This window comes from Pseudarthrobacter sp. As-47, assembly GCF_058215595.1.
Genome location: NZ_CM177088.1, coordinates 2,717,223 through 2,729,696, shown reverse-complemented (window position 1 = coordinate 2,729,696; position 12,474 = coordinate 2,717,223). Strand labels below are relative to the sequence as shown.

The following is a 12,474-nucleotide window of genomic DNA, read 5'->3' as shown; positions in this document are numbered from 1 at the left end:
CGGTTCTCCTCAGTTTTCTTCATAGAGAGTCGGGATGGCGGCCTCCCCGCGCTGCAGGCGGTTGACCACCGGCGGCAGCTCCGCCATGGAATCCGCATGGCGCTGGCGGGCCCGGAGCACGCCCTCGTGGCCGGTCCAGCCCGGCAGCAGCTCCCCGTTCTTCATGAACTGCTGCAGGAGGGGCCGGTCATTGCCGTCATCCTCCGGCCGGTGGCCGACGCCCACCACCTCGGCAGTTGCAATGCCGCGCTCGTTCAACTTGCGCAGCGCGTACTTGCGGCCGCCCACGCTGGCCTTGTTCTTGGCCGCCTTGGCCACGGAGACGAACGTTCCGTCGTCGTCCGTGCGGCTGACCAGCTTGTACACCATGCTGGCCGTCGGGGCGCCCGAGCCGGTGACCAGGGACGTGCCCACGCCGTAGGAATCCACGGGGGCGGACTGCAGGGCGGCGATGGCGTACTCATCGAGGTCTGACGTGACCACGATCTTGGTGTTTTCGTTGCCGAGGTCGTCAAGGAGCCTGCGCACCCACTGCGCCTGCGCCACAAGGTCGCCGGAGTCCAGCCGTACCGCCCCCAGGCGCGGACCCGCAAGGTCCACGGCCGTGCGGACGGCCGCTTCGACGTCGTACGTGTCCACCAGCAGGGACGTATGGTCCCCGAGCGAGGCAATCTGGGCCTCGAACGCGTCCCGCTCGGTGTCGTGCAGGAGCGTGAAGGAATGGGCGGCGGTGCCCACCGTCTTGATCCCGTAGCGGATTCCGGCCTCGAGGTTGGAGGTGCTGTCGAACCCGGCGATGATTGCTGCCCGGGCGGAAGCGGTGGCTGCTTCCTCATGGGTGCGCCGGGAGCCCATCTCAATGCAGGGCCGGCCGCCGGCCGCGGTGACCATCCGGGAAGCAGCCGAGGCGATGGCGCTGTCATGGTTCAACACGGACAGAAGGTAGGTCTCCAGCATGCAGGCCTCCGCGAACGTGGCCTCGACAATCAGGATGGGGGAGTTCGGGAAGTACGCCTCGCCTTCGGGGTAGCCCCAGATGTCACCGGAAAACCGGTAGGACGCCAGGTACTCCAGCGTCTGCGCGTTGACCACCCTGGTGCGTTCCAGGAACTCGAGCTCGGCATCCCCGAAGCGGAAATTGGCGATGCCCTCCAGCAGCCGTCCCGTGCCGGCCACGATGCCGTAGCGCCGGCCATCCGGCAGCCGCCGGGCAAAAGCCTCGAACACCGACTTGCGGTGCGCGGCCCCCGAATGCAGCGATGCCTGCAGCATCGTCAGCTCGTAGTGGTCGGTGTAAAAAGAGGTGCGGGGATGCTCCCAGCCAGCGGAGGTACTCACGAAAATCACTCTAGTCCCCGCCGGCTCCCACGTCTCGCTTCGCTTCGCCGCGGGCCCCTCGCCGGCGTGGGCCCACCCACCGGCTCCCACGTCTCGCTTCGCTTCGCCGCGGGCCCCTCGCCGGCGTGGGCCCACCCACCGGCTCCCACGTCTCGCTTCGCTTCGCCGCGGGCCCCTCGCCGGCGTGGGCCCACCCACCGGCTCCCACGTCTCGCTTCGCTTCGCCGCGGGCCCCTCGCCGGCGTGGGCCCGATCCGGCGGTGGCCCGGCATCCCCATAGAATGGACAGATGACCTTAAGCGTTGCGCTCGGCCCTGATACACAGGAGGGCACCCGGACCGGAACAGCGGAATCCACAGATTCCCTGACCGCGCCGGACATCCCCTGGAACCTGGTGATCTGGAACGATCCCGTCAACCTCATGAGCTACGTGAGCTATGTTTTCCAAAGCTATTTCGGCTACTCCGAGAGCAAGGCGAACAAGCTCATGATGGAGGTCCACAAGAAGGGCCGCTCCATTGTTGCCTCGGGCAGCAAGGAACAGGTGGAACGCCATGCCGTCGCCATGCACGGGTTCGGGCTGTGGGCCACCGTGGAAAAAGCCAGCGGTGGAAACAACGGCAACTCCGGCGGAGGCCAGGGCAAGGGGAAACGTGGCTAAGGCATTCAAGTATGGACTCAAAGGCATCACCGGCTACCTTGAGCCCGCGGAACGCGACCTGTTGCGCAGCCTGATCCATGACGTCATCTCCATGCTCCAGCCGGAGGACCGTGACGGCCAGGATCCGCTGGCCGCCCTGATCGGCCTGGACATGGACGTGGCAGAGCCCTCCGACCGCGCCGTCAAGCGCCTGCTCCCCAATGTCATGAAGGACGACGCCGGCGCCTCCCTGGAGTTCCGCCAGCTCACCGAACGCTCGCTGCGGGAAACTAAGATCGGCGCCCTGCGGGCGGCGGCCCTGGACTTGGACAAGGACGAGATCGTGCTGACGCCCGACGCGGCACGGCACTGGTCCATGGCTTTGAACGATGTCCGGCTGGTCCTTGCCGAGCGGCTGGATATCCAGGACGAGGAGGACGCCGAGCACGTCCACCTGATGCAGGACTGGTCCCAGGCCGAGGACGTGGAGAGCTACCTGGCCCTGGTCTACAACTTCGCCACGTGGCTCCAGGAGTCACTGGTCCAGGCCATGCTGCAGTCCATGGAGTCGCGCCGGTGAGCGGCGCGGACCGCCCCCCGTCCCTGCGCTGTGACACACCAGACATGAGCTCCCGGCCACAGGTTCATGACTGGAGCCGCGGGGAAGACCTATCCTCGAATAATCATGAGTAGAGCCTCAAGCATGGATCCGTCAGCCGGCGCTGCCACGGGGTCCGACGCCAGCGACCTGCCCGCCGCCGCCTTGGAGTCGCGGCCCATCGGCGTATTCGACTCCGGAGTTGGCGGCCTCACGGTGGCCCGCTCCATCATCGACCAGCTTCCCAACGAGTCAATCCTCTATGTGGGGGACACGGCGCACGGACCGTACGGCCCCCTGCCCATCGCAGAGGTGCGGGCCAACGCCCTGGGCGTGATGGACGAACTGGTGGACTCCGGCGTCAAGCTGCTCACCATAGCCTGCAACTCGGCGTCGGCCGCTGTCCTGCGGGACGCCCGCGAGCGGTACACGGCCAAGTACGGCATCCCGGTTATCGAAGTCATCCAGCCGGCGGTGCGGCGGGCAGTTGCGGCAACCCGCAGCGGGCTGGTGGGCGTGATCGGCACCTCCGCCACGATCGGTTCCCGCGCCTACGAGGATACGTTCGCCGCGGCGCCGGACCTGGCGATCACCTCCGTGGCGTGCCCGGAATTCGTCAGCTACGTCGAAGCAGGGATCACCACCGGTCCGGCGCTGCTGGCCGTCGCCGAGGAATACCTCGCCCCGCTCAAGGCGGCCGGCGTGGATACGGTGGTCCTGGGCTGCACGCACTACCCGCTGCTCACCGGCGTCATCTCCTACGTCATGGGGGCGGACGTGACCCTGGTGTCCAGCGCCGAGGAAACCGCCAAGGACGTCTACCGCGCCCTGGCCACCCACAACCTGCAGCGCACGGACGCAACGCCGCCGGAGCACCACTTCGTGGCCACCGGGGACGCCGGCCAGTTCGAGGCGCTGGCCCGGCGGTTCCTGGGGCCCGAGGTCCTCTCCGTCCGGCACGTGGACCACGTGTCCGCCCAGTACCCCACGGGAAGCCTCGCCAGGATCACCCCGGAAATGATCGCCGCGGCCCAGAACGCCGCGGCGCGGCCGCGGATCTCCAACTTCGTGGGCACTTCAGCGACCGGGGGCAGCGGCCAGTGAAGCTCACCATCGTAGGCTGCACGGGGTCCTTTCCCGGCCCCGGGTCACCGGCGTCGTGCTACCTCCTGACCGCGAACGACGGCGAGCGGACCTGGAAAGTGGTCATGGACCTGGGCAGCGGGGCGCTGGGTGCCATCCAGCGGTACACCGACTTGGAGGATATCGACGCGATCTTCCTCACCCACCTGCATCCCGACCACTGCATGGACCTGTGCGGCCTGCACGTGGCGGTCCGGTGGAAGCCCGGCGGCTGGGGCCGCGGCCGGATCCCCGTGTGGGGGCCTGCGGCCACGGCAGACCGGATGGCCACGGCGTACGGCCTGGAGCTGGACCCCGGAATGCACGAGGAATTCGACTTCACCAACTGGGCGGAACGCGAGTCCGTGACCGTGGGGCCGTTCACCGTGACACCCTTCGCCGTCAACCACCCCGTGGAGGAGGCCTACGCCCTGCGGGTGGAAGTGGTGGAACCGGACAAGGACGGTACGCCTGTTTCCCGGACCCTGACCTATTCCGGTGATACCGATTCCTGTGCCGGGCTTGAGGAAGCAGCCAAGGACGCCGACCTGTTCCTGTGCGAGGCAGCCTTCGAGGAAGGCCGCGACGACGGCATCAAGGACGTCCACCTGACCGGAAAGCGCGCCGGGGAAGCCGCTGCGGCTGCGGGGGCCCGCCGGCTCCTGCTCACGCACATTCCCGTGTGGACATCACAGACCACGGTGATGGCCGAAGCCCGCCCGGTGTTCGGCGGCGACGTGGCGGTAGCGGTTGCCGGAGTGCACTACACCATCTAGCCCCCCGGGGTCCCTGCCACGGCTTCGACCAGGGGACCGGCATCGGCCGGGCGTGCAGTCGATAAGCTAAAGACATGACTTCTGAAGCAACTGCAGTACCCATCGTGCGCGCCGACGGCCGCGCCCCCGACCAGCTCCGGCCCATCAGCATCACCCGCGGATGGTCCACCCAGGCCGAGGGATCCGCCCTGATCGAGTTCGGCAACACCCGGGTCCTGTGCACCGCGTCCCTGACCGCAGGCGTGCCGCGCTGGCTCAAGGGGGAAGGCCGCGGCTGGGTCACCGCCGAGTACGCCATGCTGCCCCGGGCCACCAACACCCGCTCCGACCGCGAATCCGTCAAAGGCAAGATCGGCGGCCGCACCCACGAAATCTCCCGGCTCATCGGACGTTCGCTGCGCTCGATCATCGACACCAAGGCCCTGGGCGAAAACACCATCGTGCTGGACTGCGACGTTCTCCAGGCGGACGGCGGCACCCGCACGGCAGCCATCACCGGCGCCTACGTCGCGCTCGCAGACGCCATCCGCTTCGCCCGCGACAACAAGCTGATCGCAAAAAATGCCCAGCCCCTGATCGACACCATTGCCGCTGTGTCCGTGGGCATCATCGACGGCGTGCCCATGCTGGACCTGCCGTACGTCGAGGACGTCCGGGCAGAAACCGACATGAACGTTGTGGTCACCGGCTCGGGAAAGTTCGTGGAAGTGCAGGGAACGGCCGAGGGCGCACCCTTTGACCGGGCCGAGCTGGACCAGCTCCTGGACCTGGCACTGCTGGGCACCACCCAGCTCGCCGCCATCCAGCGGGAGACCCTGGCGGACACGCTGTGAACCCGGCCGGCGGAGATGCTCCCCGCCTGGTCCTGGCAACCCACAACAAGGGCAAGCTGCGGGAGCTCCGCGAGCTGCTGCGGGGACAGGTCCCGGGGCTCGACGTCGACACCCAGGTGGTGGACGCGGCAGCGGCAGGTGCCCCTGACATCGTCGAAACCGGTGTGACGTTTGCCGAGAATTCGCTGCTGAAGGCGCGTGCCGTTGCGGAAGCCACCGGCCTGGCGGCCATTGCCGACGACTCCGGCCTTGCGGTGGACGTGATGGGCGGAGCGCCCGGGATCTTTTCGGCCCGGTGGGCCGGCACCCACGGCGACGACGCCGCCAACCTGCGGCTCCTGCTCAGCCAGCTCTCCGACGTGCCGGACATCCACCGGGGTGCGGCCTTCGTCTGCGCGGCGGCGCTGGCTGTGCCGGACACGGACGGCAGGCCCGGCCACGAGGTGGTGGAATACGGACAGCTGGAGGGCGTGCTGCTCCGCGAGCCGCGGGGCAGCGGGGGCTTCGGCTACGATCCCGTGCTGCAGCCGGCGGGGGAGGACCGCAGTTGCGCAGAGCTGTCCGCAGAGGAAAAGAACGCCATCAGCCACCGTGGCAAGGCCTTCCGCGCGCTGCTGCCGGCCATCGTCGAGGCGCTGCGCCGGGCAGAGGCCTGACGGGACGCAAGGCCCCACAGTTGCCGGTTAACCAAAAAGGTGTGTTCCCCGCCGCGGCGGGGAACACACCTTCCCTGGTTTACGGGCACTTACGGAAGGCGGGGGGTCTTCTGCTCGTCCTCGGGGGCGTGCTCCTCGATGAACTCCTCCACGGGGTCGGTGCCGTAGGCCTTCGCCTGGCGCTTGGCGGACAGGCCGCGGAGGACCTCTACGCCGATGGGCAGGACGGACACCAGGACGATCGCGATGAAAATGATGTCCAGGTTGTCACGGACCCACGGGATACGGTCGCCCAGCAGGTATCCCAGCAGCGTCACGCCGCCGCCCCACAGCACTGCGCCGATGACGTTGAAGAGGAAGAACTTCTTTTTGTTCATCTGGGCGACGCCCACGATGACGGGGACGAAAGTCCTGATGATGGGGACGAAGCGTGCCAGGATCAATGCCTTGCCGCCGTGCTTTTCGAAGAAGGCGTGCGCGTTCTCCACGTTTTCCCGCTTGAACAGGCGCGAGTTGGGTTTGTTGAAGATGGCGGGCCCGGCTTTCGACCCGATGAGGTAGCCGGTCTGGTTGCCCACGATGGCCGAAATGATGATCAGCAGCGCGAAGACCCACACGTTGAACTTGATGGTGTCCGTGGCCACCAGGAGGCCGGCTGTGAACAGCATGGAATCACCGGGCAGGAAGAAGCCCACCAGCAGGCCGGTCTCCGCGAAGACGATGCCGCAGACCAGCAGCACCACCCACGGCGCCAGGGCGGGATCAGCCAGGAAGACCTGGGGGTTCAGCCAGTCGGGCAGGAAGGAGGCCAGCTGGGGCTGCACCGGTCCTGCGCCGCCCAGCATGGACACGGCGAGGTCATTCATCACAGGAAAGTTCACCTCTCAAGGGTACTTGACAGAGCCGTGCCTGCATGGAGGAGCAGCATTCCGGCGGTAAGGTTGGGCCGTGGGTTTGGACTTTACGGCGATCGACTTTGAAACTGCGAACGGCTTCCGGGGCTCTCCCTGCGCGGTGGGCCTGACGAAGGTACGGGGCGGGCAGATCGTGGACGAGGCTTCATGGCTGATGCGGCCCCCGCCGAACCACGACCACTTCGACTACCACAACGTGCGGATCCACGGCATCCGGGCTGACGACGTGGCCGGGCACCCCCGCTTCGGGGAACTCTTCCCCGAAATCGGCGCCTTCATTGGTGATGACATCCTCGCGGCGCACAATGCCGCCTTCGACCTGGGAGTGATCCGGTCGGGCCTGGAGGTCTCCGGCCTGCCGGGGCCCGCCTACGACTATGTGTGCACCGTCATGCTTTCCCGGCGGTGCTACTCGCTGGTGTCCAACTCCCTGCCGTTCGCCGCCGAGGAAGCCGGCGTGCCGTTGGTGAAGCACCACGACGCCGCTGAGGACGCCCGGGCCTGCGCGGGAATCCTGATCGACATAGCCCGGCGGAACCAGGCCAACAGCATCGGCGAACTCTACCTTTCGCTGGGGCTGGTGATGCCGCGCCAGCAGGCCTTCGACCCGGCCACGGACGGGCTGTCCAAGTCCAGCATCGCGGCCCTTGCCGTTGCCGGCAGCGGCACGGCTGCGCCGCTACGGCCTTTCCAGAGTGGCTGGCCGGAGGAGGGAGCCAACCCGCTTCCCAACCCCGATGCAGAGCCGGGCCACCCACTGTACGGCCAGACCGTCGTCTTCACCGGGGCGCTGTCCATAGGGCGCCCGGAAGCCAAAAGGCGCTCTGCCGACGTCGGCGCCCGGCCGGAGAGCCGGGTGACCGGGCGCACCACCGTCCTGGTGGTGGGGGACGGCTTTGTTGCCTCCGACCTCCGCTCCGGCCGGCTGACCGGCAAAGCCCGGCGCGTCCTGGAGCTCCATGACCGCGGCCAGCCCATCGAAGTGCTGTCCGAAGGTGAGTTCCTGCAGATGGTGGGCGACTTCGCGGCAGCAGCCATCGCCTAGGAGACTGCTGAAATATCCGCTGGTTTAGGCGCGTCGGCTGGACTGGTGAGGCTGGTGGTTAAGACTGGTCTTATGCAGGGACGCGAGGACGCGCAACGCGGGTATTTGGATGTGGAGGCGCTGGCCGGAGAGTTGTTGGCTCCGGGCAGTGTCTTCGCTTTTCTGGCCAAGCATCGGGGGCGGTTGTTTCCGGATTCGATGATGGAGGACCTGTTCCCGTCGCGGCGGGGCCGGCCGTCAGTTCCCGCTTCGGTGATCGGTTCGGTGCTGGTGCTGCAGGCGTTGCAGGGCCTCTCTGACCGGGAAACAGCCGAGGCGTTGACGTACGATCTGCGCTGGAAAGCCGCGTGCGGGTACGGACTGACCGATACGGCATTCCATCCGAGCACGCTGACGTACTGGCGCCGGCGGCTGGCGGCATCGAAGAACCCGCACCGGATCATGAAGGCCATCGCCGAGGTCGTTGCGGAAACCGGAGTCCTGGCGGGCAAGCGCCGGCGGGCGGTTGATTCAACAGTGTTGGATGACGCGGTCGCGAGGCAGGACACGATCACGCAGCTGATCGCAGCGGTGCGCCGCTTCGGCCGTGACATCCCCGGCGGCCAGGACCTGCTGGCCACCCACGCGAAGGGGTATGACTACACGCGCACCGGTAAGCCGGACATCGCCTGGGACGACCAGGATGCCAGGGACGGGCTGGTCTCGGCGCTGGTCACCGACGCCCTCGCCCTGCTGGCCGCGGTCGATCCCGAGACCTTGGAGGGCAGGGGGGCCGATGCGTACGCGCTGCTTGCACTGATCGCCGGGCAGGACGTGGACTCGGACGGGACCGACGGGCGGTGGCGGATCGCCCGGAAGGTCGCACCGGACCGGATGATCTCCACCGTGGACCCGGACACCCGGCACGCGCATAAGACCAGGTCCCGGCAGCAGGACGGATTCAAAGCCCACATTGTCATCGAGCCCGATACCGGGCTGATCACCGCCGCGGAGCTGACCAAGGCCTCCGGACCGGAGAACAGCGACGGGGCCGTCGGCGCCCGGCTGATCGGCATGGAGCCCACGATCGCCGGGACCAGCGTGGACGTCCTGGCAGACTCGGCCTACGGTTCCGGGGAAATGCTCGCCGCTCTCGCCCGCACCGGCCATACCCCGGTGATCAAACCCTGGCCGCTGCGCCCGGCCGTCGAAGGCGGGTTCACCCTCGATGACTTCACCGTCGATGAAGCAGCAGGCACCGCGACCTGCCCGAACGGGCTTACGCGCAGGATCACCGCTAAGCGGCGGGTCACCTTCGGCGCCGCCTGCAGCAGCTGCCCGCTCCGGGCCCGGTGCACCGGCTCCCCACGCGGGCGCAAACTCGAACTGCACGAGCACGACGCCCTGCAGCGCGAACACCGGAAACGCGCCACGGACCCGGACTTCCAGCACGACTACCGCACCCACCGGCCCATGGTCGAACGGTCCATCGCCTGGCTCACCCGCGGCAACCGCCGCGTTCGGCACCGCGGCACAAACCAGAACAATGCCTGGCTGCAACTGAGGATTGCCGGGCTGAACCTGCGACGCCTCCTCGCGCTCGGACTTACCAGCGAAAAAGGATCCTGGGCCATCGCTTGAACGCGGGCACCACCTCAGGGCCTCCCGCCAGCGAAAACCGGACCCGCCACCCGGCGAACAACCCTCAAAAGCCCAGAAACAGGACCCGATGCTTCAATCACAGAACCCGAGACCACAAAAGGAAGGGCTGGCCCCGACACGTGAACGCCCCGGACCAGCCCCATAAAGCACTTAGTTCAGCAGTCTCCTAGGGCCCCCGGTCCGGCCGCTTCTTCACAGGGCGCAACAAACCTTTGCCCCGGTACGCTGCGCTCCTAGCCTTGGCACATGAGCTCTCTGTTCGCCTTCCCGAATCCGGTCAACGAGTACGCTGCCCGTGTCACCGCCGGACTGGTGGTGGCGCTCGCCGTTGTCACGCTGGCCCTCGGGTCCGGGTGGGGCCTGCTGGCCATCGCCGCCGGGTTCTGGCTGCGCGTGCTCTTCGGACCAAGGATTTCGCCGCTGGCACTGTTGTCCGTCAAGGTCATCACCCCGCGGCTGGGACGGGTGAAACTGGTGCCCGGACCGCCCAAGCGCTTTGCGCAGGGCATGGGGGCGGCCGTCTCCACAGCAGCCCTCGCCCTGTTCGCGGCCGGAGCGGTGCCGGCGGCGTGGGCGGTGCTGGGCATCCTGATCGTGGCGGCGTCGCTTGAAGCCTTTGCCGGGTTCTGCCTGGGATGCGTGGTCTTCGGGTTCCTGCAGCGCCGCGGACTGATCCCGGAGGACGTCTGCGAGGCGTGCAACAACATCAGCCTTCGGCGGTCGTGACGCCCACCAGCAAACCGGCCATGCCGCGGATTGCCTCAGGCGCCTCCAGCGCCTCCAGCCAGTCCGCAGGCAGGCACTCCTCGCCGTAGTAGGCACCCAGGATGTTCCCCGCCAGTGAACCGGTGGCATCGCTTTGCCCCCCGTGGGCCACCGCCACGGACACCGCCTCCCGGAAGTGACGGACCGGCAGGGTGTCCGTGCCGTCGTCGTCCGTCCCTGCATCCGCCGTCCCGGCACGGGGGACAGTGGCGAGCACGGCGTACAGCGCGACGGCGAAGGCTTCCTCGGCGGTCCGGCCGCCACCGAGCGCATTGGTGATTTCCCCCGGCGTAGTTAGGCCCCCGGCGGCGAGTGAGAGCGCGGCTTCCAGGCGTTCCGGCAGTTCCGGCGCCACACCACCCAGGGTGTGGGCGTGGGCTGTCACGGCGGAGGCAGCCTCCGGGAGCGCCTCACCCAAAACCAGCCGGTGGACCAGCAGGCTGAAGATCCCGGAAGCCTGGCGGGCCACGGGGTGCCCGTGCGTCAGGGAGGCGGCGTCGGCACTCAGCTTGTAGACGGCGTCGGGCGTAATATGCGGGATCAGCCCGAACGGTGCTGACCGGACCACGGCGCCCCAGTCTTTCGATCCCGGATTTACCGGGCGGACGGAGGTGCCCATTTCGCCCGTCGCCAGCCCGGAAATGCTGGTTGTGTTGGGGTTCCGCCGCTGGCGGAGCACAGCGTGGCCGTCGATCCACCGGGGCTGCGGTGTGGGTGCCGACGCGGGAGCAGCCTCCCCCTGGGTGGCCAGCCACCGGAGGTAGGCGAGCCACAGGCAGGCGTTCACATCCGCGCCCACGCCCTCGTTCGCCCATTCCAGGGCCTCAACCAGCCCGTCCACCGTGTAGAGGGTCAGCTGGGTCTCGTCGGAGAACGTGCCGGTCGTGGGGCCGAATCCGCTGACGCCGCGCCCGCCGAAGCGGCTCCGGATCTCTTCAACCGACTCCGTGCCGACGGCATAGCCCAGGGCATCACCCAGCGCGCCGCCCAGCAGGCAGCCATGGATGCGGGACGTCAAAGCGGGCACGGACGGGCCGGGTTCAATGCTCATGCTGCAAATTTACCGCGGCCTCCGGCGGCGCCGGGACGCGGGCCCACCTTCCCGGCATTGCGCAAAAGACGCTGCACCAGCAAACGTCCAGCGTCGGCTGGAATAATGGACGGGCTGCCCGGCGGCAGCACCGCCATCTTTTGCCTACCAAAGGGTCCCGCCATGAGTTCCCCCGCACCCGCCCCCCACGACGTCCTGCTGCCCAGCGGCCTGGTGGCCGCCCGGCCGGGGCTCCTGCCCAGGCTGGGGGCCGAAGCGTTCGGCACCTTGTTCATCGTGGTGGCCGGCCTTGGCGTGCCCCTGTTCACCATCCCGGATTCCAGCCCCCTTCCTGCGGCACTTGCCGCGGGCCTGGCCGTGACCGCCGCCATGCTTGCGTTCGCGCACGTTTCGGGCGGCCACTTCAACCCCGCCATCACGGCAGGCCACCTGGTGGCCGGGCGGATCAGGCCCGGAGCTGCCGCCGCCTATGCGGGCGCCCAGCTGGTGGGCGCACTCGCAGGAGCCTTCGCGCTCTACGGGATCCTGCGCACCCTGCCGGGCATCGCGGACAGCCGCACCGCTTTTGACACCGTGACTGCCGGCTTCGGCGAACACTCCATCATCCAGGCGCCGCTGGCGGCAGCACTGCTCCTTGAAATGCTCGGAGCCGCTATCGTCGTGGCGGTCTTCCTGGGCACGTCCGGCAGCGACACCCGGGACGGGGGCAGCCGGTACGCAGCCCCCGTGGCCGTGGGCCTGAGCTTTGCGGTGCTGCTGCAGCTGGGCCAGTCGGTAGGGAACCTGCCGTTCAATCCTGCCCGCGCTGTTGCGTCCGCAGTGTTCAGCTCGGGCTGGGCCCTGGAGCAGCTCTGGGTCTTCCTGGCCGCCCCGCTGTTGGGAGCTGCAATTGCCGGGCTGGTCTTCCGGAGCATGGGAACTGCTGCTGGTGCCGGTGCCGGTGCCGTTGTGCAGGCCGGGACCGGAGAAACCACCGAGGCAGGGGAGCCCGCCGAAACGGCCGAACCCGGATCCAGCGAAGCCCAGGAGTTCTTTGACGGCAAACGGGGCTGACCGTGAACGCGGCGGTTGCGCTGGCTGTCAGTGGCAGCCGAT

13 protein-coding genes are annotated in these 12,474 nt (G+C 68.2%); 10 read left to right on the top strand and 3 right to left on the bottom strand.

Features of this window, described 5'->3' with window-relative positions:
- Nucleotides 1-9: 9 nt before the first annotated feature.
- On the bottom strand, nucleotides 10-1,338 hold the full coding sequence (locus AC4BCK_RS12615) for a nicotinate phosphoribosyltransferase (protein ID WP_377087987.1): 1,329 nt from the start codon (nucleotides 1,336-1,338) through the stop codon (nucleotides 10-12).
- 289 nt (nucleotides 1,339-1,627) lie between these two features.
- Here AC4BCK_RS12615 and clpS point away from each other — a divergent pair, with 289 nt between their 5' ends.
- The 6 genes from clpS (at nucleotide 1,628) to rdgB (ending at nucleotide 5,963) form a co-directional block, all read left to right on the top strand.
- Nucleotides 1,628-1,999, top strand: a complete 372-nt coding sequence (gene clpS / locus AC4BCK_RS12610; protein ID WP_104184893.1) for an ATP-dependent Clp protease adapter ClpS — start codon at nucleotides 1,628-1,630, stop codon at nucleotides 1,997-1,999.
- Nucleotides 1,992-2,558, top strand: a complete 567-nt coding sequence (locus AC4BCK_RS12605) for a DUF2017 domain-containing protein (RefSeq protein ID WP_174179191.1) — start codon at nucleotides 1,992-1,994, stop codon at nucleotides 2,556-2,558. The genes clpS and AC4BCK_RS12605 overlap by 8 nt, the downstream gene beginning before the upstream one ends.
- Nucleotides 2,559-2,681: 123 nt before the next feature.
- Nucleotides 2,682-3,680 carry a glutamate racemase gene (gene murI, locus AC4BCK_RS12600; protein WP_174179193.1) on the top strand — a complete coding sequence of 333 codons (999 nt, stop codon included), beginning with the start codon at nucleotides 2,682-2,684 and terminating at the stop codon, nucleotides 3,678-3,680.
- Nucleotides 3,677-4,474 (top strand): MBL fold metallo-hydrolase, encoded by a 798-nt coding sequence (locus AC4BCK_RS12595; protein ID WP_174179195.1) that lies wholly within the window; start codon nucleotides 3,677-3,679, stop codon nucleotides 4,472-4,474. Before murI ends, AC4BCK_RS12595 begins: the two co-directional genes overlap by 4 nt.
- 74 nt (nucleotides 4,475-4,548) lie before the next feature.
- The gene (gene rph, locus AC4BCK_RS12590) at nucleotides 4,549-5,307 is read left to right on the top strand and encodes a ribonuclease PH (protein WP_104184889.1); all 759 of its coding nucleotides are present in this window, start codon (nucleotides 4,549-4,551) and stop codon (nucleotides 5,305-5,307) included.
- Nucleotides 5,304-5,963 carry an RdgB/HAM1 family non-canonical purine NTP pyrophosphatase gene (gene rdgB, locus AC4BCK_RS12585; RefSeq protein WP_400598239.1) on the top strand — a complete coding sequence of 220 codons (660 nt, stop codon included), beginning with the start codon at nucleotides 5,304-5,306 and terminating at the stop codon, nucleotides 5,961-5,963. Before rph ends, rdgB begins: the two co-directional genes overlap by 4 nt.
- Before the next feature lie 89 nt (nucleotides 5,964-6,052).
- On the opposite strand, the gene AC4BCK_RS12580 is transcribed toward rdgB, so the two are convergent.
- Nucleotides 6,053-6,829: a VTT domain-containing protein gene (locus AC4BCK_RS12580; RefSeq protein ID WP_174179209.1), complete on the bottom strand. Its 777-nt coding sequence runs from the start codon at nucleotides 6,827-6,829 to the stop codon at nucleotides 6,053-6,055.
- Between the two features lie 82 nt (nucleotides 6,830-6,911).
- Here AC4BCK_RS12580 and AC4BCK_RS12575 point away from each other — a divergent pair, with 82 nt between their 5' ends.
- From AC4BCK_RS12575 to AC4BCK_RS12565, 3 genes are all read left to right on the top strand, one after another.
- Entirely contained in the window at nucleotides 6,912-7,922 is a 1,011-nt protein-coding gene (locus AC4BCK_RS12575; protein WP_400511325.1) for a 3'-5' exonuclease, read from the top strand.
- A gap of 72 nt (nucleotides 7,923-7,994) precedes the next feature.
- Nucleotides 7,995-9,542: an IS1182 family transposase gene (locus AC4BCK_RS12570; protein ID WP_490565998.1), complete on the top strand. Its 1,548-nt coding sequence runs from the start codon at nucleotides 7,995-7,997 to the stop codon at nucleotides 9,540-9,542.
- A gap of 267 nt (nucleotides 9,543-9,809) precedes the next feature.
- Complete coding sequence (locus AC4BCK_RS12565) at nucleotides 9,810-10,289, top strand: DUF4395 domain-containing protein (protein WP_174179201.1); 480 nt, start codon at nucleotides 9,810-9,812, stop codon at nucleotides 10,287-10,289.
- Here AC4BCK_RS12565 and AC4BCK_RS12560 read toward each other — a convergent pair.
- On the bottom strand, nucleotides 10,270-11,379 hold the full coding sequence (locus tag AC4BCK_RS12560) for an ADP-ribosylglycohydrolase family protein (protein ID WP_251423645.1): 1,110 nt from the start codon (nucleotides 11,377-11,379) through the stop codon (nucleotides 10,270-10,272). The genes AC4BCK_RS12565 and AC4BCK_RS12560 overlap by 20 nt on opposite strands.
- A gap of 162 nt (nucleotides 11,380-11,541) precedes the next feature.
- On the opposite strand from AC4BCK_RS12560, the gene AC4BCK_RS12555 reads away from it, so the two are divergent.
- Nucleotides 11,542-12,432 (top strand): aquaporin, encoded by an 891-nt coding sequence (locus tag AC4BCK_RS12555; RefSeq protein ID WP_400511326.1) that lies wholly within the window; start codon nucleotides 11,542-11,544, stop codon nucleotides 12,430-12,432.
- Nucleotides 12,433-12,474: the final 42 nt, after the last annotated feature.